Source organism: Micromonospora coxensis (assembly GCF_900090295.1).
GTDB classification, from domain to species: domain Bacteria; phylum Actinomycetota; class Actinomycetes; order Mycobacteriales; family Micromonosporaceae; genus Micromonospora; species Micromonospora coxensis.
The window spans coordinates 4,366,208-4,389,003 of sequence record NZ_LT607753.1 but is presented as its reverse complement, the minus strand read 5'-3'; the positions used below and the strand labels follow the sequence as shown (position 1 = coordinate 4,389,003).

Genomic DNA, 22,796 nt, shown 5'->3' with positions numbered 1-22,796 from the left:
CCGCTCCCCGTCGGGGGCGGGCCTCCTGCCGTCGCGCCGCCTGAGCGAGGTCGGTCAGGACCGGCGGGCGCTCTCCACGGTGAAGGGGATGCCCTGCTGGCAGGTGGTCATCATGTCGGGCTGCGGCTTGCCGGTGACCGTCACCTTCGCGCCGGCGGTGAGCACGTCACGGGGGCCGCCGATGAGCTGGAAGCCGTCGAGCATGAGGCAGCCGGGCTCCACGCCAGCCTCGACGGTGCCGGAGATGGTGTGCGCGCCGGGGCCCGGCGGCAGGCTGGGGCCGGCCGGCGGGCGCTTCGTCGGCGGCAGCGCGGTCGCCGGGGCGCTCGGTGGCGGCGCGCTCGGGCCGGTCGGGTCGGCCGGATCGGTGCTGGGCATGCTGGTCACCGGCGATCCTTCCGAAGGGCTGGAGGTGCCCGGTCCGTCGCCGGAGTCCTGCCCGCCGCAGGCGGTCAGCGCCGCGCAGGCGACCAGCGCGACGAGGGCCATCCGAGGAGTCTTCATACCCACTCGGACGCGCCGCGCGGCCGATCCGTTCCGGGTGGGGTCAGCCGCGAACCGCCGCCGCGGCCTTCATGTCGCGCTTGAGCTCCTGGGGCAGCGAGAAGGTCAGCCGCTCGTTGGCGGTGACCACCTCGTCCACGTCGGTGAAGCCCCGCTCGGCCAGGTGCGTCAACACCTGCTGCACCAGATCGTCCGGCACGCTGGCGCCGGAGGTCAGGCCGACGGTGGTGGCCCCCTCCAGCCAGGCGTCGTCGATCTCGTGGGCGAAGTCGACCAGGTGGCCGGCGCGGGCGCCCGCGTCCAGGGCCACCTCGACCAGGCGCACCGAGTTGGAGGAGTTGCGCGAGCCGACGACGATCACCACGTCGCACTCGGGGGCGATCTCCTTGACCACGTGCTGGCGGTTGGAGGTGGCGTAGCAGATGTCGTCGCTGGGCGGCGACTGGAGCAGCGGCAGCCGGGACTTCAGCCGGGCCACGGTCTCCATCGTCTCGTCCACCGACAGGGTGGTCTGGGAGAGCCAGACGACCTTGTTCGGGTCGCGCACGGTGACCTTGTCGACGCCGTCCGGGCCGTCGACGAGCTGGATGTGCGCGGGGGCCTCACCGGCGGTGCCGACGACCTCCTCGTGCCCCTCGTGCCCGATGAGCAGGATGTCGTAGTCCTCCGCGGCGAACCGCTTGGCCTCCTGGTGCACCTTCGTCACCAGCGGGCAGGTCGCGTCGATCGCCTTCAGCGAGCGCGCCTTCGCCTGCTCGTAGACCTCGGGGGCGACGCCGTGCGCGGAGAAGATCACGGTGGCGCCCTCCGGCACCTCCTCGTTCTCCTCCACGAAGATCGCGCCCTGGGCCTCCAGGGTCTGCACGACGTGCTTGTTGTGCACGATCTGCTTGCGCACGTAGATCGGGGCGCCGTAGAGCTTGAGCGCCTCCTCGACGGTCTGCACCGCCCGGTCCACGCCCGCGCAGTAGCCGCGGGGCTTGGCCAGGAGCACGCGCTTGCCGGTCCGGGGAGTCGTCTCAGCCTGAGTCACCCGACCATCGTACGTGGCGCCGTCCGCGCCGGCAGGAGGCCGCGGCCGGGGTACGGGAGGACGGCTCCGCCCAGCGGCGCGCGCCGTCGGGCCTGCCGCAGGTCGTCGGAGCCTGACCGTAGGGTGGGCGGGTGACCGACGCCCCGCGCAGCACCCCCGAGGAGCCCTGGCCGGTCCGGGTGGTCAGCCAGAAGGTCGGCGCCTGGATCGCCCGCCTCGGCTGGGTCTGGGTGGACGGGCAGGTCGCGCAGATCAGCCGCCGGCCCGGCGCCAGCACCGTCTTCCTCACCCTGCGCGACCCGTCGGCCGACCTCAGCCTCACCGTCACCACCAACCGGGACGTGCTCGACTCCGGCGCGCCCGAGCTGCGCGAGGGCGCCCGGGTGGTGCTGCACGCCAAGCCGGAGTTCTACGCCGCGCGGGGCACGCTCAGCCTGCGCGCCGACGAGATCCGCCAGGTGGGGCTCGGCGAGCTGCTGGCCCGGCTGGAGAAACTCAAGAAGCTGCTCGCCGCCGAGGGGCTCTTCGACCGGGCGCGCAAGCGCCGGCCGCCGTTCCTGCCGCAGCGGATCGGGCTGATCACCGGCCGGGCCTCCGCGGCCGAGCGGGACGTGCTCACCAACGCCCGGCGGCGCTGGCCGGCGGTCGAGTTCCGCACGGTCAACGTGGCGGTGCAGGGGCCGAGCGCGGTGCCGCAGATCGTGGACGCGCTCAAGGTGCTCGACGCCGACCCGACCATCGACGTGATCATCATCGCCCGGGGCGGTGGCGGCATCGAGGATCTGCTGCCCTTCTCCGACGAGGCGCTCTGCCGGGCGGTCTTCGCCTGTCGTACGCCGGTGGTCAGCGCGATCGGCCACGAGACGGACGCGCCGCTGGTGGACTACGTGGCCGACGTACGCGCGTCCACCCCCACCGACGCGGCCAAGCGGGTCGTCCCGGACCTCACCGAGGAGGTGCGCCTGATCGGCCAGGCCCGGTCCCGGCTGGAACGGGCGGTCCGCAACCTGGTGGACCGGGAGCGGCACCGTCTCGACCTGCTGCGGTCCCGCCCGGTGCTGTCCCGTCCGCAGGTGATGGTGGACCAGCGTGCCGCCGAGGTGACCGCGCTGCGCGACCGGACGGGCCGCTGCCTGGACCATCGGCTCGGCGCCGCCGGTGACGACCTGCGGCACACCCTGGCCCGGCTGCGCGCCCTCTCCCCCGCCGCCACCCTCGACCGCGGGTACGCCATCGTGCAGCGCGCGGACGGCCACGTGGTCCGCGCGGCCGCCGAGGTCGCCAAGGGTGATCCGCTGCGGGTACGCCTCGCCGAGGGCGAGCTGACCGCGACCGTCGACGAACCGAGGGAGCCGTGATGGTGGACGAGAAGCCGGACGAGCGGCTCAGCTACGAGCAGGCCCGCGCCGAACTGGCCCAGGTGGTCGAGAAGTTGGAGGCCGGCGGCACGTCGCTGGAGGAGTCGCTGGCGCTCTGGGAGCGCGGCGAGCAGCTGGCCGCGATCTGCCAGCGCTGGCTGGACGGGGCGCGGGCCCGGATCGACGCCGCCCGCCAGGCCGCCGAGTCCTGACCGGCGGCGGGACGGCCGGCGCCGTCCCGCCGCCGACGGGTCAGTTGAACAGGTTGTAGAACTCCTGCGGCGCCTCGACCACCTGGTCGGCCGGCGGCTTCTGGGCCGCCGTGGCGTTGCCGTAGTCGGAGTAGGTGACCTTAATCTCCTGGGCGGCGTTCCGGCCGGCCGCCGGGATCTGGACGACCATCTCGCTGAGCCGGCCCTGCGGGTCGAGCTTCGCGGTGAACGGCACCGACTTCGCCTGCTGGCCGAGGGCGGTGATCACCGACTGGTCCACCGACCCGGCCTCGGCCGCCTTCGACACGTCCAGCGTGCCGGCGTAGCTGCCCTCGCCGGTCTGCCGGACCTCGGTGACGCCCTGGGTCAGCACCTCGCTGCCGGCCGGGTCGATCTTCTCGAAGTCGAAGCCCAGCGCCTTGTTGCCCTTGATCCGGGTCTGGTCGAGGTGCTGGTACTTGCCGAGGTTGAGCTTCTGCACCCCGGGGACGCTGTTGGCGGAGCTGCCACCGAGTTCCAGCTTCACCCAGCTGTCCGGCTTGTAGTGGATCAGGTCGAGCTTCATCATCAGGTCCGACGACGCGTCGCCGATCATGACGCGCATCTCGGCGCTCTGGCTCGGCTCGTGCACCTGCCCCTCGGCGGTCGAGCCGGCGCCGGACATGGCGAACCGGAAGTTGCCCTTCCTGATCTCGTTGGTGGAGTTCAGCAGGGCCTGCTTGGCGTCCCCGCTCACCGCGCCCGTGGCCCCGGGCGAGGCGCTGCCGGAGACCGTGGGGGACGCGGAGGCCCCCGCCTCGCCGGTCCCGGTGCTGTTGCAGGCGGCCAGACCAGGGGTGAGGAGCGTCGCGGCGAAGACCGCCGCGCTGAATCGCCGAATGGTCACGTGAACCTCTCAAGGATCGTCCGGCCCGCGCGGGCGCCGGAGGCGTGGCGTCGGGGCCCTGCTCCTGCCCCGGCGCACGAGTCCCGTCCGGCCGGGACGATCGGGCCGGCGAGGTCGCACACCCTCTGTTCCCTGACGCCGCGTTCGGCAATCCCTGTCCGGTCCGCCCCCGGTCCGGACAGCTCGCCGACGCCCCACCACCGGGACGGCGTCGACGCCCTGCCTCGCCGGTGGCTCCTGGACGGCGGTGGCGAGGTCGACGAGATGGCCGGCCGGGACCTCATGCGCGACGGCGCCTGGTGGGACGACGCCGGCTGAGCAGGCTCAGCGCAGCGCCCCGGCGAGCTGGCGCAGCTCGTTCTCCCGCGCGTCGCCGACCACGATCACGGTGCGGTCGGGTTCGAGCAGCACCAGCGCCTGGTCGTTGCCCCGGCCGGTGTACCGCTGCCAGTTGCGCCCGCCGACGTCGGTGGGGCCCTGGGGCTGCCCCTGCGCGGTCAGCTCGTTGGGGAGCAGCTTCTCCGGCGGGACGTTGCTCTGCACGAGCTGCACCCCCCGACCCTCCGGGGTGAGGTAGCCGACGCGCAGATTCGCGCCGCCCTCGACGGTGCGGTAGCTGGCGCTGACCGTACGCCAGCCGGAGCCCAGCCCGGCCGGCTCGCCGACCGGGAAGGCGTTCGCCGAACGGGCCTGCTCGTAGGCGGGGGCGGGGTCGACCACGGTCGGCTGCTCGCCGCCGAGGAAGCCCCGGTAGAAGGCGAGCAGCAGGGCGATCGGCACGAGCAGCACCAGCAGCGACAGCGCCATGTCCCGGGGTGAGCGCTCGGAGCGCGGCTTCTCCCGGCGGGCGGGGCGGCCCGTCGGACGGGCGGGCGGCACGTCCGTGTCGGCCTGGTCCGGCTCGACCAGCGCCGGCTCCGGAGTGGCCGCCCCGGCCGGCGTCTCGACCAGCGCCGCTTCCGCCCCGGCCGGGTCGCTCTCCGACGCGGTCGGGCCGGTCGAGGGTCGGGTCCCGGCCGCCGCGTCGGTCGCCCCGGTCGGGGTCACCGGCGGCCGGCCCTCCGGCGGGGTCGGATCGGCGGGTACGCGGTCGGCAGGCTGTGCGGGTTCCACCGGCCCATTCTCGCAGCCGTCCCGGGTGGGGAGATCCGGCCCACCTCTGCCCCGCTCCGGCGGTGGACCTGGCATCGTGTGAGGATCAGCGACACAACCGGCAGCGGCGACGCCGACCCTGCCGGTCCACCCCGCAACGTCGCGAGGAGGAAGCCGTATGACCAACACCAGGACGCGGATCCCGCAGGATCTCGACCGCAACCTTGCCCTCGACCTGGTCCGGGTCACCGAGGCCGCGGCCATGGCCGCCGGCCGGTGGGTCGGCCGGGGGGACAAGGAGGGCGGCGACGGGGCAGCCGTCGACGCGATGCGCAAACTGATCAACTCGATCCCGATGCGCGGGGTGGTGGTGATCGGCGAGGGCGAGAAGGACAACGCGCCGATGCTCTTCAACGGCGAAGAGGTGGGTGACGGCAGCGGTCCCGAGGTGGACGTCGCGGTGGACCCGGTCGACGGCACCACCCTGATGAGCAAGGGCATGCCGAACGCGCTGGCGGTGCTGGCCGTCTCCGAGCGGGGGGCGATGTTCGACCCGAGCGCGGTCTTCTACATGGAGAAGCTCGCCGTCGGCCCGATGTACGCCGACGTGGTCGACATCAACGCCGGGCCGGCGGAGAACATCCGCCGGATCGCCAAGGTCAAGGGCACCGACGTCTCCGAGGTCACGGTCTGCGTGCTGGACCGTCCCCGCCACGACGACCTGGTGGGCCAGATCCGGCGTACCGGGGCGGGCATCCGGTTCATCTCCGACGGCGACATCGCCGGCTCGATCGCCGCCGCCCGCGGCGAGTCCGACGTCGACGTGCTGATGGGCATCGGCGGCACCCCGGAGGGCATCATCTCCGCCTGCGCGTTGAAGTGCATGGGCGGGGCGATGCAGGCCAAGCTCTGGCCGCGCGACGCCGAGGAGCGGGAGAAGGCGCTGGCCGCCGGGCACGACCTGGACCGGGTGCTCGGCACCGACGACCTGGTCACCGGCGACAACTGCTTCTTCGTCGCCACCGGCGTCACCTCCGGCGACCTGCTGCGCGGCGTGCGGTACCGGGCCGGTGGGGCGTACACCCAGTCGATCGTGATGCGGTCCAAGAGCGGCACGATCCGGGTCATCGACTCGTACCACCGGCTGGAGAAGCTGGCCCTCTACTCGGCCGTCGACTTCGACGGCCGGCCGCTGGCCGAACAGGAGTGAGCGCGACCGGGACGGCGGTCCGTCCGACCGTCCCGGCGTCCCGGCGGATCACCGGCGTCGGGTTGGCGACCGCGTCGGGCGTCGCCGTGGCCGTGCAGTCGCGGATCAACGGCGAGCTGGGGGTACGCCTGGCCGACGGGATCGCCGCCGCGGTGGTCTCGTTCGGGCTGGGCCTGCTGGTGCTGCTGGTACTGGTCCCCGCCACCCCGGGTGGGCGGCGGGGACTGCGTGGGCTGCGGGCGGCGCTGGGCGACGGGTCGCTGCGCCCGTGGCAGTGTCTGGGCGGGGTGTGCGGGGCGTTCCTGGTCGCCACGCAGGGGCTCACCGTCGGCGCCCTGGGGGTGGCGGTCTTCACCGTGGCCGTGGTCGCCGGCCAGTCGGCGAGCAGCCTCGCCGTCGACCGGGCCGGGGTGGGTCCGGCGGGCCGCCAGCCGGTGACCACCGCCCGGCTGGCCGGCGCGGTGCTGACCGTGCTCGCCGTGCTGCTGGCGGTGGGTGACCGGCTCGGTGACCCGCGGGCGCTGGCGCTGGCCGCGTTGCCGCTGCTGGCCGGGGTCGCCATCGCCTGGCAGCAGGCGGTCAACGGCCGGGTCCGGGCGGCCAGCGGGAGCGCGCTGACCGCCACCCTGGTCAACTTCACCGTCGGCACGGTGGCCCTGCTCGCCACCTTCGCCGTCGACGTGGCGGTACGCGGCCGCCCGTCCGGCGCCTTCCCGGGTGAGCCCTGGCTCTACCTGGGCGGCCCGATCGGCATCGTCTTCATCGCGATCGCGGCGGCGATCGTCCGCTTCACCGGGGTGCTGCTGCTCGGCCTGGCCACCATCGCCGGGCAGATCGTCGGGGCCGTGCTGCTGGACCTGCTCCTGCCGACCGCCGCCTCGCGTCCGGGGCCGGCGACCCTGGCCGGCGCGGCGTTGACCATGGTCGCGGTGCTGGTGGCGGCGCTCGGGCCGGCGCCGCGCCGCTGACCCGCGCCCGGCTCAGCGGCGCAGGGTCGCGACGGTCTCCTCGATCGCCCGGTCCAGCGGGGTCGGCGTCACGCCGAGGGTGGCGGTGGCCGCCGTCGAGTCCATCAGGAACGGCCGGTCGAACTGGTAGGCGGTCTCCCGCAGCTCACGGGCCATCGGGTCGACCAGGCCGCCGAGCCAGAGCACCGGGTAGGGCATCCGGGTCAGCTTCGGCGCGGGCGCGCCGACCAGGGCCGCCGCCCGGGTGGCCAGGTCGCGCATCGTCACGGCGGGCGCGCTGGGCACGTGCCAGGCGCGTCCCCAGGCCCGCTCGTCGCCGGCGGCGGTGACGAGGGTACGGGCGACGTCGTCGATGTAGGTCCAGGTGTGCGGGGCGTCCCAGTCCACCGGCAGGAACACCCGCCGCCCGGCGAGCACCCGGGGCAGCACCATCATGGCCAGCGACGTGCCGCCGGCGCCGAGGTAGTCGGAGCCGCGCACCTCGGTGACCCGGGCCCGGCCGGCCCGGTGCGCGGCGAGCGCGTCGGCCCACATCCGGGTGCGGACCTGTCCCTTGACCCCGGTGGAGGCGAGCGGGGTGGCCTCGGTCATCGGGCCGTCGACCGGGCCGTACCCGTAGAGGTTGCCGACGGTGGCGAGCACCGCGCCGGTCCGCTCGGCGGCGGTGAGCAGCGCCCCGGCCAGCGGCGGCCAGTCGGTCGGCCAGCGGTGGTAGGCGGGGTTCGCGCAGTTGTAGAGCGCGGTCGCGCCCTCGGTGAGGGTGCTGAGCCGGCCGGGGTCGGCGGCGTCGGCGGCGACCCGCTCGACGGCCGGGTGCTCCGGCCCGGTGCCGCGCCGGGTGACGATCCGGACCCGCTCGCCCTGCCCGGCGAGGAGCCGGGCGGTGGCGGTGCCGACCGGGCCGGCCCCGACGATCACGTGCAGCGACATGGGAACACCTTTCGAAGCATGAGTACGAACCGAGAGCGGCGCTCTCGTCGTTGCCACCCCAGCATGCGCGCTCTCCACCCGTATCGTCAAGAGCGGTGCTCTCTCTTTTGATTGCCGCTCCGATCCGTGGCAGAGTGGACGCATGTCGGCTCCCTCCATCCGCGCCCGGGTCCGCGCCGAGATGATCGACGAGATCAAGGCGGTGGCCCGGCGTCACCTGGCCACCGACGGCGCCAACCTCTCGCTGCGCGCGGTCGCGCGGGACATGGGCATGGTCTCCTCGGCGCTCTACCGCTACTTCCCGAGCCGGGACGACCTGCTCACCGCACTGATCCTGGAGGCGTACGACGCGCTCGGCGACGCCGTCGAGGCGGCCGACACCGCCGTCGACCGACGCGACCTGCGCGGCCGGTGGCACGCCGCCTGCCGCGCCGCCCGGGCCTGGGCGCTCGCCCACCCCGCCGAGTACGCCCTGATCTACGGCAGCCCGGTCCCCGGGTACGCCGCCCCCGACGACACCGTCATGCCGGCGCAGCGCCCCCCGACGACCCTGGTCGGCATCCTCGCCGACGGGTTCGCCGACGGCCGGCTCACCGTGGCCGACGACCTGCCCGAGCCGGTCCGCGCCGACCTGGCCGAGATCGCCGCCGGACTCTTCCCCGGCCTGCCGGAGGCGCTGCTGGCCCGGGGCATGGCGGGCTGGACGCAGCTGTTCGGGCTGATCAGTTTCGAGCTCTTCGGCCGGCTGAACCGTGCCGTGCCGCACCGGGACGAGTACTTCGACCACCAGACGGCGCTGATGGCCGACCTCATCGGCCTGCCCCGCTGACCGCCCGACCCGGCGCGTCCCCTGCCCGCGCCCGTGCCGGTGGGCCGACGGGCCGGGTGGCTCGCGGGGTCAGCCGGCGTCGGAGGAGTGCCCGGGGAACAGGTGGGCGGTGGGGTCGATGGCGACGGCCGCGTTGTTGACCGCGGTCGCCGCCTCGCCGAAGCCGGTGGCGATCAGGCGCACCTTGCCCGGGTACTCGGTGATGTCCCCGGCGGCGAAGACCCGGGGCAGGTTGGTCGCCATCGCGCTGTCGACGACGATGTGCCGGCGGTCCAGCCGCAGCCCCCACTCGGCGAGCGGGCCCAGGTCGGCGGTGAAGCCGAGCGCGGCGACGACCGTGTCGACCGGCAGGGTCTCGGCGGCCCCGCCGCGTACGGTGATCTCGGCGGCGGTGACCGCGTCCTCCCCGTACAGCTTCGTCACCTCGGCGTTCACGATCACCCGGACCGGCGACGCCAGCACCCGGGAGACCGTGGCCGCGTGCGCCCGGAACCGCTCCCGGCGGTGTACCAGGGTGACCGAGCGGGCCAGCGGTTGCAGGGTCGCCGCCCAGTCGAAGGCCGAGTCGCCGCCGCCGACGATCAGCACGTCCCGCCCGGTCAGCGCGGCCGGCTCCGGGACGAAGTAGACGATCCCGCCGCCGACGAAGCTCTCCGCCACCGGCAGCGGTCGCGGGGTGAAGCTGCCCAGACCGCCGGTGACCACCACCGCCCCGCAGCGCAGCTGCTCGCCGCCGGCCAGGCCGAGCACCGGCCGCCCGTCGACGTGGGAGAGCTTCTCGGCGCGGCAGCCGAGCAGGTACTCCGGGTGGTAGGGAGCGGCCTGGGCGACCAGGTTGGCCACCAGGTCGCGTCCCTTGACGGCGGGGAAGCCGGCGACGTCGAGGATCAGCTTCTCCGGGTACATCGCGGTGATCTGCCCGCCCGGCTCGGGCAGCGCGTCGACCACCGCCACGGACAGCCCCCGGAACCCGGCGTAGTACGCCGCGAAGAGGCCGGTCGGGCCGGCTCCGATCACCGCGACATCGACCTCGCGCATGGGCGTACCGTCGCTTTCCGCTCGCCGATGGATCTACGCGTGCTGATGCCGACGGTAGGCCCAGCACCCCGGTCGGGCAAGCATGTCCCAGTCCCGCCGCGCGCCGGCGGGTCGGCGCGGTTCAGAGGGTCGTGAGCGGGTGTTCCGGGTGGTCCGGCCCGTACGCCCGGGGCCGGCGACGCCGGAACAGGATCGCCGCGACGACCCCGCCGAGCAGCCCGAACAGGTGCCCCTGCCAGGAGATGCGCTCGTCGGTGGGGAGGATGCCGAGCAGTTGCCAGCCGTAGAGCAGGCCGACCAGCAGCACCACCGCGAAGTTCCACCAGCTCCGCTCGACGATGCCCCGGGTGAGCAGGATGCCGAGGTAGCCGAAGATGACCCCGCTCGCGCCCACCACCACCGAGTTCGGCGCGCCGGTGAACCACACCCCGAGCCCGCTGACCAGGATGATGATCAGGGTGGACCAGAGGAAGCGCCGGACGCCGGCGGCCAGCACGAAGGTGCCGAGCAGGATCAGCGGGATGCTGTTGCTGTAGAGGTGGTCGAAGCCGTGGTGCAGGAACGGCGAGAAGAAGACCCCGTCGAGCCCCTGGATGCGCAGCGGGATGATGCCGGCCGCGACGTCGAGCCCGAAGCCGAGCCCCTGGTCGAGGGCCTCGATGAGGAAGAGGAAGGGCACCACCGCGCACATGGCGACGAAGGCCCGGCCGAGTGCGGCGTAGAACGCCTCGGTGCCGAACCGGGTGGGGTCGCCGCCCGTCGGGTGCAGGGTCACCTGAACAGAGCTATCAGCAATCCCGGCCGACCGCCACCCGAGCGCCGCGTCGGGCCGTGACACGACGACGGCGGGGTGTGTGGTCGCCCACACTCCCCGCCGTCGCTCAGGAAGATCAGTACCAGCCGACGTCCTGGCTGTGCGCCCAGGCGCCGCAGGGGGTGTTGTACCGGCCCTCGATGTAGCCCAGGCCCCACTTGATCTGGGTGGCCGGGTTGGTCCGCCAGTCGTCCGCGACCGTGCCCATCTTGCTGCCGGGCAGCGCCTGCGGGATGCCGTACGCCCCGGACGACGGGTTCTGGGCCTTGTGGTTCCAGCCGCTCTCCTTGGTCCAGAGCTTGTCCAGGCACGGCATCTGGTCGATCTCGAAGCCGGCGTCGAGCAGCAGCGCGCAGCCGATCTCACGGTTGCCGCTGAACTCGTTGCAGGAGGCGGGGATCGGGCCGGTGAACGGCTTGCTCTCGGTCTCCTTGGCGGCCTTCTCCGCCGCCTCACGCGCCTTCTTGCGGGACGCCGCGGCGGCCTCGGCCTGGCGGGCGCGCTCGGCGGCCTCCTTGGCCGCGGCGGCGGCGCGCAGCTTCGCCTGGTACTCGGCGGCCCGCTGCTTGGCGGAGAGCAGCCGGTGCTCGGCCTGCCGCTCGCGCTGGTAGTCGTACTCGGCCTCGTCGACCACCAGGCCGACCTGCGCGGTCAGGCCCTGTTGCTGGGTCTGGCGGTCTTCGCCCAGGTAGAAGCCGCCGGCAACGCCCACGGAGAGCAGCGCGACAGCAGCCGTACGGGCGCCGAACCGGCTCCACAGCCGACTCACGAAGTGGTCCCTTCGTCGGGGGCAAGGACGCGGCGCGGGCCGGCCCGGAGCGGGCACGGTCGTTGCCGCGAGCGCCCCGACCACAGCCGGTCGCCACCGACGCACCGACCCTCACCGAGGCCCGTCCGGGGGTGGGACGAACGATGCTCGACGATCTTGTCGGGGCGTGGGCGCTCGTTGGACACCATCGCGCACAGTGAGGCTGATGGGAAACGCCCACGCCTCTTTGTGACCTGCGTCACGACGTGAATGCGGACAAATGGCGACAGAAGGCCGCTCAGTGCGGGATGTCCTCCAACAGATCCGTCACCATGGCCGCGATCGGCGACCGCTCGGAACGGCTCAGCGTGACGTGCGCGAAGAGCGGGTGTCCCTTCAACGCCTCGATCACCGCCGTCACGCCGTCGTGCCGGCCCACCCGGAGGTTGTCCCGCTGCGCGACGTCGTGGGTGAGCACCACGCGCGAGCCCTGACCGATCCGGGACAGGACGGTGAGCAGCACCCCGCGCTCCAACGACTGCGCCTCGTCGACGATGACGAAGGCGTCGTGCAGGCTGCGGCCCCGGATGTGGGTGAGCGGCAGGACCTCCAGGATGCCCCGGGAGGTGACCTCCTCCAGCACGTTCTCGTGCACCACCGCGCCGAGGGTGTCGAAGACCGCCTGCGCCCAGGGCGACATCTTCTCCGACTCCGAGCCGGGCAGGTAGCCCAGCTCCTGGCCGCCGACGGCGTACAGCGGGCGGAAGACGATCACCTTCTTGTGCCGGCGACGCTCCATCACCGCCTCCAGACCGGCGCAGAGCGCCAGCGCGGACTTGCCGGTGCCGGCCCGGCCCCCCATCGACACGATGCCGATCGACTCGTCCAGCAGCAGGTCCAGCGCGATGCGCTGCTCGGCGGAGCGGCCGTGCAGCCCGAACGCCTCCCGATCACCCCGGACCAGCCGTACGGTCTTGTCCGGCAGCACCCGGCCCAGGGCCGAGCCGTTGGCCGAGTGCAGCACCAGGCCGGTGTGGCAGGGCAGCCCGGCGGCGGCGTCCACGTCCAGCGTCTCGCCCGCGTACAGCCGGCCGATCTGGTCCTCGCCCAGCTCCAGCTCGGCCATCCCGGTCCAGGTCGGATCGCTGGCCTGGCCATGCCGGTACTCGTCGGCCTTCAGGCCCACCGAGGCGGCCTTGACCCGCAACGGCATGTCCTTGCTGACCAGGGTGACGTCCCGCCCCTCGGCGGCCAGGTTCAACGCCACGGAGAGGATCCGCGCGTCGTTCGACTCGTTGCGGAAGCCGGGCGGCAGCACGCCGTCGTCGGAGTGGTTCAGCTCGACCTTGAGCGTGCCGCCCGCGTCGTTGGCGGGCACCGGGTGGTCCAGCCGCCCGTGCCGTACCCGCAGCTCGTCGAGCATGCGCAGGGACTGGCGGGCGAACCAGCCCAGCTCGGGGTGGTGACGCTTGCCCTCCAACTCGGAGATGACCACGAGGGGCAGCACCACCTCGTGCTCGGCGAACCGGTGGAAGGCCGCCGGGTCGGAGAGGAGCACCGACGTGTCCAGGACGAAGACCTGGCCGGCTGGTCGGGGCTCCTCGGCGCCGGCCGGAGCGGCGGCCGTCGTCCGGCGGCTCCGGGTGGCTCGGCGGGTCGTGGCAGTCGCGGCCGGGATCTGGTCGGCACCGGCGGTCGTACGGCGAGTGGTCACAGGCCTGCTCCGACGGATGGGCACCCGCCACCCGTGTTCCGCCTCCTCCGGTGCCCGGGGACACGGGGTCGGATGCGGAACCCCGTGCGCGAGGTCGCAGTTCCGGGCGGACCGGCTGGCCCGGGAGAACCCCGTGCCATGAGTAGACGCTAGCCGCGTGGAGCCCCGGCGGCTAGTGGTGGCGGTGGATCTCGCCCGTCCAGGAGATGAACGGCCGCGGCGGACCGGCCGGGATGCATGCCCCCTGCGCGCATCCCGGCCGGCGGGACCACCGCCACCGGTCTGACGTGGTCCCCGACGGTGCGTGTCCGCCGCGGACGACGCACCGGCTCAGGTGGCGGCGCTCAGCCCGTCCGCCGGACGAGGGTCCCGGTCGGGTGCCGGCCGGCGACCGGGGCGGTGAAGGAGGAGCCCGTGTAGGTGGTGCCCTGGCGGGCCACCGGCGCGGGGACCGTCCCGACGCTGACGGTGGTGACCACCGGGGCGCCGCTCACCGGTACGACCGGACCGGTGCCCACCGGCACCGACAGGGCGGTGGCGATGGCGGCCTGGGCGTCGCGGCGGCGCCGGTTCCACGCCCCCCGGTCGCCGTCGAAGTAGCCCTGCCGGTAGCCGAAGCGGTAGCCGATCCGGTAGCTGAGCTGACCGTGCAGCCGGCCGGCCGCGTAACTGGTGGCCCCGAGGACGAGGACGAGGAAGACCGCGAGGATCGGGCTCATCCGGCGGCTCCGGTGCGCCGCGCCGGCCCGCTCACCGGTCCTCCGGCTCGATGGTGGTGGGATCGACGACCAGGAGCCGGTCCAGGTCGTCGGTGCTGATCTCCTCGACCAGTTCGACGCTGATCCGGCAGCCGTCCAGGACCACCTCGGCGACCGAGGACCGGCGGATCTCGCCGCCGGCGTCGTAGACCCGGACGCTCAGCTCCGGGCAGCCGAGGTGGGTACGCCAGGCGTTCCACTCGGCCCGGTCCCCGACGCTCAGTGACAGGTAACGGCATCCCCGGGCGAGGTAGAGGCGCCAGGGCGCGCTCAGTCCCGCGGCCACCCCCTCCGCGATCAGGCCGAAGGCCTGGGCACGGGTCGCGAGTTCGGTCACCGCACCCCCCTCGGGCGGGGGGCGTGACGCATGTGAGCACTGATCGTCTCATGCACGTGACACACCGTAGATTGTCCCATGAACGTGACAGTATCAGCTTTTCGTCCGGTTACCGTCACACCTAAGGCCGCCTATTCTGCCCGGGTGACACCCCTCAAGAGCAGCTCCGGATCGTTTACCGGCGACCGGGAAGCGCCGTCCCGCACACGTGACACGAGAGTGCCCGCCCCCCGCCGTGGGAGCGATCCGCCGTACCGTCGGAACGTGAACGAGACCACCCCCGCACGGAAGATCGCCTTCGCCACCTTCATCCGCCGCGCCCTCGACGACGCCCGCGCCATGCGGGCCTGGACCGGCACCGAGGTCTCCCGCCGCACCGGAGTCTCCCGCCAGACCATCAACCGCTGGGTACGCGGCGACTGGGCCAGCGACCCGGAGGCGGACCGGGTGGTCGCCTTCTGCGAGGGGCTCGGCCTCAACCCGACCGCCGCCTTCGCGGCCCTCGGCTGGGACCGGGCCACCACCCCCCGGGAGACCACCACGGCGCCCCCGATGGACCCCGACGTCGAGGCGCTGCTGCGCCGGCTGGTCGACCCCGACGTCTCGGACGCGGAGAAGTTCCACATCCGGGAAACCATCCGTTACCTCGCGTACCGGCCGACTCTGCCAGTTGCTGATCGAAACCGACAGGAACGGGCCGGGTAGTTCCTCAAATGGCGAAAGAACGCCTGGTCAGACCTGATTGTTTCGCCCCGGGGTCGCGGAAGGAGCGCTAGCGTCCCTATTCGTACTGCTTGGGCTCGTCGTCGGCGGGGGGACGGGACAAGGCCGAACCAAGCCCTGCGGGACAGAAGGAGGGGTCTGTCCATGACCCTGAAATGGTGGGCAGTCGTGGTCGCGGCGGTGTCGGTGACATCGTGCGTGACCGCCAACGTGGTGATCGGCGCGGTCGAGGGCGAGCAGCTTCCCCTGGTCGTCAACCTCTTCGCGCTCACCACCGCCGGCACCGCCGTCGTGCTGGCCGTGATCGCCGAGCTGCACGAGCGGCTCGACGACCGGGTCGACGCGCTGACCGACTTCCTGGTGGCCCGGCTCAACGAGATCGAGGCGCACACCGGCGACCGGAACACCGGCTTCGTGGAGGGCTACCTGCTCAGCCACGGCCAGGACGCGGCGGTGCTGCCGTTCGGACGGCGTGGTCGGGGAGCCGCCGAACGCTGATCCGTCGGGAACAGGAGCACGCACCGGGGCGGTGTCAAGGCGTCATCTCGCGGCCACGAATAGCCCGCCCGCCCCGGGGTACGCTGTCGCGCGTGCCGCCGTTGAATCTGGGCAACCAGCAGCCGAAGACCCCGTTGGACGCCGACCACGCCTGGCGTGCCACCGCCGCACGCGCCGGCGAGACCGTGCTCTTCTTCGACTTCGACGGCACACTCGCGCCGGTCGACGACGACCCCACCGCGGTGCAGCCCGCCCCGAAGGTGCTGGCCGCGCTGGAGGCCCTCGCCCCGGTGGTGCAGCGGGTGGCGATCGTCTCCGCCCGCCCGGTGGACTTCCTCCGCGACCACCTCGGCGGCCTCGTCGGCATCGACCTCTACGGCCTCTACGGCCTGGAGCACAGCCACTCCGGGGGCGAGACGGTCACCGAGCCGGCCGCCCTCCCCTGGGTGCCGACCATGGCCGAGCTGGCCGACCTGGCCCGCGCCGAACTGCCCGCCGGCACGCTCGTGGAGTTCAAGCGGCTCAGCGTCGCGCTGCACTGGCGTACCGCGCCGCACCTCGAGGCGCAGGTCGAGCAGTGGGGCCGGGCACAGGCCGAGCGGCTGGGGCTGAAGGTGCAGGCCGGCCGGATGGTGCTGGAGCTGAAGCCCCCCGTCGACCGGGACAAGGGCCTGGTCATCGGCGAGATCGTCCGCGACGCCGGCGGCGCGTGGTACTTCGGCGACGACGTCTCCGACATCAAGGCGTTCGCGGCGCTGCGCGCCCGCTCCGCCGCCGACCCGGACTTCCTCGGCGTCTGCGTGGCGGTGGCCAACCCGGAGACCGGTCACGAGGTCGCCGAGGCCGCCGACCTGACCATCGACTCCCCCGCCGCCCTCGGCGACTTCCTCACCGAAGCCGTCCACCACCTCACCTGACCCGCGCCCCGCTCGCCCCGCCTCCATCGATCATGAAGTAATGACCACCGCCGTCGGCGTGTCGTGACGATAACTTCATGATCACCGGCGGTGGCTGGGAGCCGGGGATGGGCCGGGCTGGGCGGGGGTGGGGGTGAGGTTCAGGCGCCGAAGCGACGCTGGCGGGTGGCGTAGGAGCGCAGGGCGCGGAGAAAGTCGACGCGGCGGAAGTCGGGCCAGTTGAGTTCGCAGAAGTAGAACTCCGAGTGCGCCGACTGCCAGAGCATGAAGCCCGACAGCCGCTGCTCGCCGCTGGTCCGGATGATCAGATCCGGGTCGGGCAGGCCCTTGGTGTAGAGGTGCTCGGAGATGTGGTCGACGTCCAGCGAGCCGGCCAGTTCCTCGATCGTGCCGCCCTTGGCGGCGTGCTCCAGCAGCAGCGAGCGCACCGCGTCGGCGATCTCGCGTCGGCCGCCGTACCCGACCGCGATGTTGACCTGAGCGCCGCCGGTGCGGTCCCGGGTGCGCTCCTCGGCCGCCTTCAGGGCCTGGGCGTGGTGCGCGGGCAGCACGTCCAGCGCGCCGACCATCCGCAACCGCCAGGGGTTGCCCTCCTCGGCCAGCTCGGTGGTCAGGTCCTCGATGATCTGGAGCAGCGGATCCAGCTCCTCCGCCGGCCGGGAGAGGTTGTCGGTGGAGAGCAGCCAGAGCGTCACGTGACCGACACCCGCGGCGTCGCACCAGCGCAGCAGTTCCTTGATCCGCTCGGCGCCCATCCGGTGCCCGTCGTTCGGGTCGACGAAGCCCATCTCCCGCGCCCACCTGCGGTTGCCGTCGCACATCACGCCGACGTGCCGGGGCACCGGCCTGCCTGCGAGCTTCGCGGTCAGCCGGCGCTCGTAGACGGAGTAGAGAAGTTTCCGCAGAGTCATCACCTTGCAGGGTAGCGACCCGCACGAGCGATGGTGACCTCGGAGGTTAACTCCGGGCCGAGAGACCGGCACCGATCATCGCGAGGGTGCGGGCGTCCAGCCGTCCGTCGCCGAGCCCCAACTCGACGACCGTCGCGTACACCCGGTCGTCGCGCCGGGCCGCACGGACTGCGGCGTCGACCACGCGGCGGTGGCGGGCCAGCCAGGCGGCCACCGAACTGTGCCGCAGGTGGCTGCCGAGCCGCCCCCGCAGCGCCGCCGTGTACCGGTCGGCCGCCCGACCGGGCGAGCCCGCCGCCGCCGCACCGGCCAGCGCGCCGGAGAGCAGGGCGTAGAAGATCCCCTCGCCGGTGAACGGATTGATCAGCGAGAGGGCGTCCCCGGCCAGCACCACCCGACCCCGGCCGGGCGGCGGCCGGTGCGTGGACAGCGGCAGGTGGTGGGCCCGCAGCCCGGTGACCGTCGCCGGGTCGGTCGCCGGCAGCAGGGCCGCGAGCCGGTCCAGCAGGTGCGCGCGGCTGAGCCGTTCGCCGCGCAGCACCTCCCCGTACCCGACGTTCGCCCGTCCGTCGCCGATCGGGAAGGACCAGGCGTACGCCGGCCAGCGCGGGGCCGAGGTGACGATGAGCTGTTCGGGCGGGCCGGGCAGCGCCGGGGCGTACCCACGGATGGCCAGCGCCAGGTGGCGGTCCGGGTTGGCCGGGTGGCCGAGCGCCCGGCGGACCACCGAGCCGGCGCCGTCCGCCCCGACGAGCGCCCGGGCGGACAGCGTGCCGTCGAGCACCACCCGGTCGGCGCGGACCTCCACCCGGCGGACGGCGTGCCGGCGCAGCACCGCACCGGCCCGCACCGCCGCGGCCACCAGGCGGGCGTCGAAGACCTCCCGGGGCACCGTGTACGCGGGCCGGGGCAGCGCCCGCGCCACCGCTCCCCCGCCGGGACCGACCAGGCGCAACGCCGGCAGCGGGGGGTACCCGGCCACCGCGTCGGTCACCCCCAGCCCGGCGAGGACGTCCAGCGCGTGCGCCGCGATGCCGTCGCCGCACGCCTTGTCCCGGGGGAAGTCGGCCCGGTCCAGCAGCAGCACCCGGGTCCCGACCCGGCGGGCGGCGAGCGCGGCGGCCGCACCGGCCGGTCCCGCCCCGACCACGATGACGTCGAACTCGTCGCTCACGGAGCCCTCCCTCCGGCGCCGCCCGACCGGCAGCGCGGCGGCCCCGCGCCCATCCTGCCCCTCCCACCCTCACCAACCCCGGCTCCCACACCGCACCACCCTGCCCTTCCCTTCCAGCCCGGCAGCCCACCCCGCCGCCGTCGCCGCCATCGCCGCCATCGCCGTCGCCGGTGATCAAGAAGTTTTGGTCGGCCTTGGGGCCGAATTCGGCCCCAAACTTCTTGATCAACCGGGAGGGCTTGGGGCCCTCCGGGAGGGCTTGGGGCCCGAGCCGGGCTGAGACCGGATGGGGCCGCCGTAGGCGGGTGAGCCGGAGACGGGGTGGGCCAGGGACGGGGGCGGGTCAGGCTCGGGTGGGTGGGGGTTCGGCGCGGGCGGCGCGGCGGAGGCCGTAGAGCGCCAGGACGGCGGCGGCGACCAGCGGGGCGCCGTCGCGGACGAGCCCGTCGACGCCGAGCAGCCACCAGCAGAGCGGCAGGTCGACGGCGAGCACGCCCAGGGTGATCACCACCAGCAGGGTGCGGGCCCAGCGTTTGCCGCGCATCAGGAAGGCGGTGCACAGGAGCACCGCGTAGCTGGTGGCGATGCCGGCCAGGAACCAGAGCAGCACCGCCGGCACGGCGGCCAGCCGGCCGTCCAGGACGGCGCCGCCGGCCACCAACGCCGGCACCAGCATCAGCGGGCTGTACGTGAAGGCGGCGACCCGGCTGGTGAGCAGCCAGCCGGTGACCGGGGGCCGCTTCGGGGCGACCTCCCGCCAGGAGATCGTGCCGCCGGAGACGACCAGGCCCTTGCGGTGCCGGACCAGGTGCCCGCCGATCGCCTCGGAGCGGTAGAGCAGCCAGACCACGCTCACGCAGAGCGCGGTGAGCAGGGCGAAGCCGAGCAGACCGGGCAGGGGCGGCACCCCCTGCCGGGGCACCACCAGCCGGGCGACCGCGAAGACGGTGGTGACCGCGAGGATCAGCCCGAGCGGTTTGGCGACCGTACGACCCCGGTTGACGTGCCCGATCAGCAGGAGGAAGCCCAGCGCCCGCAGCATCGCCCAGCCGGTGCGGACGGCCAGCCCGAACTCCTGCTCCGGGGCGTACCACCAGTTGAGCAGGTCGACCACGACGGTGGCCGCGGCGGTGACGGCGAGCAGTGCGGTCAGCGCCCGGACGGCGGACGGCCGCCGGACCTCGGTGGTCGCGGCGGCCGTCCTCATGGAATCCGATGGTGCCCGGTACGGGCAACCGTCACACCTACTTCTGCGGCTGCTCCGCGTCGAGCCGGGCGCGCAGCGCGTCCAGCTCGGCCCAGAGGACGCCCGGCAGCTTGTCGCCGAACTTCTCGAACCACTCGTTGACCAGCGGAAGCTCCCGCCGCCACTCCTCCGGGTCGACCTTCAGGGCGATCCGGACGTCCTCGGGGGTCATGTCCAGACCCTCGACGTCCAGGGCGTCCTGCGAGGGGACCATGCCGATCGGGGTCTCGACGGCGTCGGCGCGACCCTCGATCCGCTCGATGACCCACTTGAGCACGCGCGAGTTCTCGCCGAAGCCCGGCCAGAGGAAGTTGCCCTCGGCGTCCTTACGGAACCAGTTGACGTAGTAGATCTTGGGCAGCTTGGACTCGTCGCCGTCGGTGCCCTTGCCCATCTCGATCCAGTGCCGGAAGTAGTCGCCGGCGTGGTAGCCGATGAACGGCAGCATCGCCATCGGGTCGCGGCGGACCACGCCGACCGCGCCGGAGGCGGCGGCGGTGGTCTCCGAGGAGAGCGTTGCGCCCATGTAGACGCCGTGCACCCAGTCGCGGGCCTCGGTGACCAGCGGGATGGTGTCCCGGCGACGGCCACCGAAGAGGATGGCGTCGATCGGCACGCCGTTCGGGTCGTAGTAGTCCTCGGCGAGGATCGGGCACTGGGTGATCGGGGTGCAGAACCGGCTGTTCGCGTGCGAGGAGAGGCTGTCGCTCTCCGGCGTCCAGTCGTTGCCCTTCCAGTCGATCAGGTGCGCCGGCGGCTCACCCATGCCCTCCCACCAGATGTCACCGTCGTCGGTGAGGGCGACGTTGGTGAAGATGGAGTTGCCGCGGTCCAGCGTCCGCATGGCGTTGGCGTTGGTCTTCCAGTCGGTGCCCGGGGCGACGCCGAAGAGGCCGTACTCCGGGTTGACCGCGTAGAGGCGGCCGTCGGAGCCGAAGCGCATCCAGGCGATGTCGTCGCCGATGGTCTCGACCTTCCAGCCCGGGATGGTCGGCTCCAGCATGGCCAGGTTGGTCTTGCCGCAGGCGGACGGGAACGCGCCCGCGATGTGGTAGACCTTGCCCTCCGGCGAGGTGATCTTGAGGATCAGCATGTGCTCGGCGAGCCAGCCCTCGTCGCGCCCCATGACGCTGGCGATGCGCAGCGAGTAGCACTTCTTGCCCAGCAGCGAGTTGCCGCCGTACCCGGAGCCGAAGGACCAGATCTCCCGGGTCTCCGGGAAGTGCGAGATGTACTTGGTCTCGTTGCACGGCCAGGCGACGTCCTGCTGGCCGGGGGCGAGCGGCGCGCCGATGGAGTGCAGCGCGTGCACGAAGTCCGCGTCGTCGCCCATGGCCTCCAGGACCTTGGCCCCCATCCGGGTCATGATCCGCATCGAGGCGACGACGTACGGGCTGTCGGTGATCTCCACCCCGAACATGGGGCTCTCGGCCTCGACCGGGCCCATGCAGAACGGGATGACGTACATGGTGCGTCCGCGCATGCAGCCGCGGTACAGCTCGGACATGGTCCGCTTCATCTCGGCCGGCGCCATCCAGTTGTTGGTGGGGCCGGCGTCCGCCTCGTCGACGGAGCAGATGAAGGTGCGCTCCTCGACCCGCGCGACGTCCGTCGGGTCCGTCCGCGCGTAGAACGAGTTGGGCTTCTTCTCGGGGTTCAGCCGAATCAGCGTGCCGTTCTCGACGAGCTCGTCGGTGAGGCGCCGCCACTCCTCATCGGACCCGTCGACCCAGACCACCCGGTCGGGGGTGGTCAGCTCAGCGACTTCTCTGACCCAGGCGAGCAGCTTGGGGTGGGTCGTCGGGGCCTGGTCGATACCCCGCACAACTGCCGGAGCAACCATGTCACATCTCCTTGTGGTCGACGCTGACCGATCTATGGGATGCACGAGTCACGGCGGACGCGGGCCGCGTCGCCTTCGTGGAAACCTGGGATTGCGCTCAGCGTAAACCGGGCGGACCCGCGAGTCAGTGGGACTGGTTGTGAAGAACTGCACAAGGTACGGCCCGGCTGCGGCATCACGAGCTAATACCCGCTTTCGCGCGCAGTTTCACGCAAATCCTGCGGCGAACTGTCGACGGCTGCGGGAACGGACGACGAGGGACAGAGGAACCGGACTTCCGGTGACGCCGTCGGCGAATCGTCGAACCGTGGAGTGAATACGCCACCGCGCGTTACGCTCTGCTCACTGGAGAGCACCGGTGGGCGTCCGGCCCGGCGAGCCCCGCGGCGGGCCGCGCGGACGGCTCGCCGTTGCTGCGCGTCCAGGGAGCACCCAACCGGTACGCTCGGCGGGTGGCCGCGACGATGACCGGGGACCAACCACCGGGGTCCCCGCAGACCCGCCCGGGTCTGGTCCGCACACTGACGGACCGCTTCGGTCACCTCGTCCGCGAGATGAGCAAGTTCGCCACCGTGGGCGGGATCGCGTTCCTGGTCGACTTCGCGCTCTTCAACTACCTCTCCGCCGGCCGGGGCGTCCCGCCGGTCGTGGCGAAGACGATCTCCACCGTGGTGGCCGCCACCCTGGCCTTCCTCGGCAACCGGTTCTGGACGTGGCGCCACCGTCTGCGCTCGCATCCCGCCCGGGAGTACGGTCTCTTCTTCTTCTTCAACACGGTGGGTCTGGGTATCGCGGTGGCCTGCCTCGTCATCAGCCGGTACGGCCTCGGCCGCATCTGGCCGGAGGTCTTCCAGACCGTGCTGGCCGACAACATCGCCAGCTTCATCGTCGGCACCGGGCTCGGGACGCTGTTCCGGTTCTGGTCGTATCGACGGTTCGTCTTCGTGGAAGCGGGAACTCCCCCGGTTCCGGAGGCGGCGAACGACCGGCCGCCAGAGGCGTGACCTGCCGCCCATCCCGTCCGGCCGGAACCTGCCGGCCCCGCCCACTGTT

At 73.0% G+C, this 22,796-nt stretch carries 24 protein-coding genes; 9 read left to right on the top strand and 15 right to left on the bottom strand.

What is annotated here, in order from left to right; all coding sequences use genetic code 11:
• Positions 1 to 54: 54 nt before the first annotated feature.
• Together GA0070614_RS20170 and GA0070614_RS20165 are read right to left on the bottom strand one after the other, a co-directional pair.
• A complete protein-coding gene (locus GA0070614_RS20170) occupies positions 55 to 504 on the bottom strand; it encodes a hypothetical protein (RefSeq protein ID WP_088977429.1) in 450 nt (149 codons plus the stop codon).
• 43 nt (positions 505 to 547) lie between these two features.
• Positions 548 to 1,537: a 4-hydroxy-3-methylbut-2-enyl diphosphate reductase gene (locus tag GA0070614_RS20165; protein WP_088977428.1), complete on the bottom strand. Its 990-nt coding sequence runs from the start codon at positions 1,535 to 1,537 to the stop codon at positions 548 to 550.
• Positions 1,538 to 1,668: 131 nt separating this feature from the next.
• Here GA0070614_RS20165 and xseA point away from each other — a divergent pair, with 131 nt between their 5' ends.
• Together xseA and GA0070614_RS20155 are read left to right on the top strand one after the other, a co-directional pair.
• Positions 1,669 to 2,895 (top strand): exodeoxyribonuclease VII large subunit, encoded by a 1,227-nt coding sequence (xseA, locus tag GA0070614_RS20160; RefSeq protein WP_088977427.1) that lies wholly within the window; start codon positions 1,669 to 1,671, stop codon positions 2,893 to 2,895.
• Entirely contained in the window at positions 2,895 to 3,107 is a 213-nt protein-coding gene (locus GA0070614_RS20155; protein ID WP_088977426.1) for an exodeoxyribonuclease VII small subunit, read from the top strand. Before xseA ends, GA0070614_RS20155 begins: the two co-directional genes overlap by 1 nt.
• Before the next feature lie 40 nt (positions 3,108 to 3,147).
• On the opposite strand, the gene GA0070614_RS20150 is transcribed toward GA0070614_RS20155, so the two are convergent.
• Together GA0070614_RS20150 and GA0070614_RS20140 are read right to left on the bottom strand one after the other, a co-directional pair.
• Positions 3,148 to 3,993: a hypothetical protein gene (locus tag GA0070614_RS20150; RefSeq protein WP_088977425.1), complete on the bottom strand. Its 846-nt coding sequence runs from the start codon at positions 3,991 to 3,993 to the stop codon at positions 3,148 to 3,150.
• 324 nt (positions 3,994 to 4,317) lie between these two features.
• The gene (locus GA0070614_RS20140) at positions 4,318 to 5,106 is read right to left on the bottom strand and encodes a DUF4245 domain-containing protein (RefSeq protein WP_088977423.1); all 789 of its coding nucleotides are present in this window, start codon (positions 5,104 to 5,106) and stop codon (positions 4,318 to 4,320) included.
• 157 nt (positions 5,107 to 5,263) lie between these two features.
• Between GA0070614_RS20140 and glpX the strand changes: the two genes are divergently transcribed.
• Positions 5,264 to 6,295, top strand: coding sequence for a class II fructose-bisphosphatase (glpX, locus tag GA0070614_RS20135; RefSeq protein ID WP_088977422.1), 1,032 nt, complete (start codon positions 5,264 to 5,266; stop codon positions 6,293 to 6,295).
• Positions 6,292 to 7,263: a DMT family transporter gene (locus tag GA0070614_RS20130; protein WP_088977421.1), complete on the top strand. Its 972-nt coding sequence runs from the start codon at positions 6,292 to 6,294 to the stop codon at positions 7,261 to 7,263. The genes glpX and GA0070614_RS20130 overlap by 4 nt, the downstream gene beginning before the upstream one ends.
• Before the next feature lie 12 nt (positions 7,264 to 7,275).
• Here the strand turns inward: GA0070614_RS20130 and GA0070614_RS20125 are convergent, their stop codons facing one another.
• Positions 7,276 to 8,193 carry an NAD-dependent epimerase/dehydratase family protein gene (locus GA0070614_RS20125; protein ID WP_088977420.1) on the bottom strand — a complete coding sequence of 306 codons (918 nt, stop codon included), beginning with the start codon at positions 8,191 to 8,193 and terminating at the stop codon, positions 7,276 to 7,278.
• A gap of 142 nt (positions 8,194 to 8,335) precedes the next feature.
• Between GA0070614_RS20125 and GA0070614_RS20120 the strand changes: the two genes are divergently transcribed.
• Complete coding sequence (locus tag GA0070614_RS20120) at positions 8,336 to 9,022, top strand: TetR/AcrR family transcriptional regulator (RefSeq protein WP_088977419.1); 687 nt, start codon at positions 8,336 to 8,338, stop codon at positions 9,020 to 9,022.
• A 69-nt stretch (positions 9,023 to 9,091) separates the two neighbouring features.
• Here the strand turns inward: GA0070614_RS20120 and GA0070614_RS20115 are convergent, their stop codons facing one another.
• The 6 genes from GA0070614_RS20115 to GA0070614_RS20090 form a co-directional block, all read right to left on the bottom strand.
• Positions 9,092 to 10,060 carry an NAD(P)/FAD-dependent oxidoreductase gene (locus GA0070614_RS20115; RefSeq protein ID WP_088977418.1) on the bottom strand — a complete coding sequence of 323 codons (969 nt, stop codon included), beginning with the start codon at positions 10,058 to 10,060 and terminating at the stop codon, positions 9,092 to 9,094.
• A 121-nt stretch (positions 10,061 to 10,181) separates the two neighbouring features.
• The gene (locus tag GA0070614_RS20110) at positions 10,182 to 10,835 is read right to left on the bottom strand and encodes a rhomboid family intramembrane serine protease (protein WP_088977417.1); all 654 of its coding nucleotides are present in this window, start codon (positions 10,833 to 10,835) and stop codon (positions 10,182 to 10,184) included.
• A 115-nt stretch (positions 10,836 to 10,950) separates the two neighbouring features.
• On the bottom strand, positions 10,951 to 11,643 hold the full coding sequence (locus tag GA0070614_RS20105; RefSeq protein WP_088977416.1) for an aggregation-promoting factor C-terminal-like domain-containing protein: 693 nt from the start codon (positions 11,641 to 11,643) through the stop codon (positions 10,951 to 10,953).
• A 277-nt stretch (positions 11,644 to 11,920) separates the two neighbouring features.
• Positions 11,921 to 13,336, bottom strand: coding sequence for a PhoH family protein (locus GA0070614_RS20100; protein WP_088977415.1), 1,416 nt, complete (start codon positions 13,334 to 13,336; stop codon positions 11,921 to 11,923).
• Positions 13,337 to 13,680: 344 nt separating this feature from the next.
• Complete coding sequence (locus GA0070614_RS20095) at positions 13,681 to 14,055, bottom strand: hypothetical protein (RefSeq protein WP_088977414.1); 375 nt, start codon at positions 14,053 to 14,055, stop codon at positions 13,681 to 13,683.
• 31 nt (positions 14,056 to 14,086) lie between these two features.
• Positions 14,087 to 14,431: a hypothetical protein gene (locus tag GA0070614_RS20090; RefSeq protein WP_088977413.1), complete on the bottom strand. Its 345-nt coding sequence runs from the start codon at positions 14,429 to 14,431 to the stop codon at positions 14,087 to 14,089.
• 264 nt (positions 14,432 to 14,695) lie between these two features.
• Between GA0070614_RS20090 and GA0070614_RS20085 the strand changes: the two genes are divergently transcribed.
• The 3 genes from GA0070614_RS20085 to otsB all read left to right on the top strand — a co-directional run bounded on the left by GA0070614_RS20085 (position 14,696) and on the right by otsB (position 16,569).
• Positions 14,696 to 15,136 (top strand): XRE family transcriptional regulator, encoded by a 441-nt coding sequence (locus GA0070614_RS20085; protein ID WP_088977412.1) that lies wholly within the window; start codon positions 14,696 to 14,698, stop codon positions 15,134 to 15,136.
• A gap of 162 nt (positions 15,137 to 15,298) precedes the next feature.
• Entirely contained in the window at positions 15,299 to 15,652 is a 354-nt protein-coding gene (locus GA0070614_RS20080) for a hypothetical protein (RefSeq protein WP_088977411.1), read from the top strand.
• Positions 15,653 to 15,744: 92 nt separating this feature from the next.
• A complete protein-coding gene (gene otsB, locus GA0070614_RS20075; RefSeq protein ID WP_088977410.1) occupies positions 15,745 to 16,569 on the top strand; it encodes a trehalose-phosphatase in 825 nt (274 codons plus the stop codon).
• A gap of 140 nt (positions 16,570 to 16,709) precedes the next feature.
• Here the strand turns inward: otsB and GA0070614_RS20070 are convergent, their stop codons facing one another.
• From GA0070614_RS20070 to GA0070614_RS20055, 4 genes are all read right to left on the bottom strand, one after another.
• Complete coding sequence (locus GA0070614_RS20070; RefSeq protein ID WP_088977409.1) at positions 16,710 to 17,480, bottom strand: isoprenyl transferase; 771 nt, start codon at positions 17,478 to 17,480, stop codon at positions 16,710 to 16,712.
• A 46-nt stretch (positions 17,481 to 17,526) separates the two neighbouring features.
• A complete protein-coding gene (locus tag GA0070614_RS20065; RefSeq protein WP_088977408.1) occupies positions 17,527 to 18,654 on the bottom strand; it encodes a geranylgeranyl reductase family protein in 1,128 nt (375 codons plus the stop codon).
• A gap of 343 nt (positions 18,655 to 18,997) precedes the next feature.
• Complete coding sequence (locus GA0070614_RS20060) at positions 18,998 to 19,861, bottom strand: hypothetical protein (protein ID WP_088977407.1); 864 nt, start codon at positions 19,859 to 19,861, stop codon at positions 18,998 to 19,000.
• 37 nt (positions 19,862 to 19,898) lie between these two features.
• Positions 19,899 to 21,743, bottom strand: a complete 1,845-nt coding sequence (locus tag GA0070614_RS20055) for a phosphoenolpyruvate carboxykinase (GTP) (protein WP_088977406.1) — start codon at positions 21,741 to 21,743, stop codon at positions 19,899 to 19,901.
• 464 nt (positions 21,744 to 22,207) lie between these two features.
• Here GA0070614_RS20055 and GA0070614_RS31560 point away from each other — a divergent pair, with 464 nt between their 5' ends.
• Positions 22,208 to 22,747, top strand: a complete 540-nt coding sequence (locus GA0070614_RS31560; protein ID WP_088979540.1) for a GtrA family protein — start codon at positions 22,208 to 22,210, stop codon at positions 22,745 to 22,747.
• The last annotated feature ends 49 nt before the right edge of the window (positions 22,748 to 22,796 follow it).

Excerpts from the sequence above, each read along its gene's own strand:
- GA0070614_RS20170 (WP_088977429.1), bottom strand. The coding sequence starts at position 504 with ATGAAGACTCCTCGGATGGCCCTCGTCGCGCTGGTCGCCTGCGCGGCG.
- GA0070614_RS20155 (WP_088977426.1), top strand. The coding sequence starts at position 2,895 with ATGGTGGACGAGAAGCCGGACGAGCGGCTCAGCTACGAGCAGGCCCGC.
- glpX (WP_088977422.1), top strand. The coding sequence starts at position 5,264 with ATGACCAACACCAGGACGCGGATCCCGCAGGATCTCGACCGCAACCTT.
- GA0070614_RS20125 (WP_088977420.1), bottom strand. The coding sequence starts at position 8,193 with ATGTCGCTGCACGTGATCGTCGGGGCCGGCCCGGTCGGCACCGCCACC.
- GA0070614_RS20120 (WP_088977419.1), top strand. The coding sequence starts at position 8,336 with ATGTCGGCTCCCTCCATCCGCGCCCGGGTCCGCGCCGAGATGATCGAC.
- GA0070614_RS20115 (WP_088977418.1), bottom strand. The coding sequence starts at position 10,060 with ATGCGCGAGGTCGATGTCGCGGTGATCGGAGCCGGCCCGACCGGCCTC.
- GA0070614_RS20095 (WP_088977414.1), bottom strand. The coding sequence starts at position 14,055 with ATGAGCCCGATCCTCGCGGTCTTCCTCGTCCTCGTCCTCGGGGCCACC.
- GA0070614_RS20080 (WP_088977411.1), top strand. The coding sequence starts at position 15,299 with ATGACCCTGAAATGGTGGGCAGTCGTGGTCGCGGCGGTGTCGGTGACA.
- GA0070614_RS20070 (WP_088977409.1), bottom strand. The coding sequence starts at position 17,480 with ATGACTCTGCGGAAACTTCTCTACTCCGTCTACGAGCGCCGGCTGACC.
- GA0070614_RS20060 (WP_088977407.1), bottom strand. The coding sequence starts at position 19,861 with ATGAGGACGGCCGCCGCGACCACCGAGGTCCGGCGGCCGTCCGCCGTC.
- GA0070614_RS20055 (WP_088977406.1), bottom strand. The coding sequence starts at position 21,743 with ATGGTTGCTCCGGCAGTTGTGCGGGGTATCGACCAGGCCCCGACGACC.
- GA0070614_RS31560 (WP_088979540.1), top strand. The coding sequence starts at position 22,208 with ATGACCGGGGACCAACCACCGGGGTCCCCGCAGACCCGCCCGGGTCTG.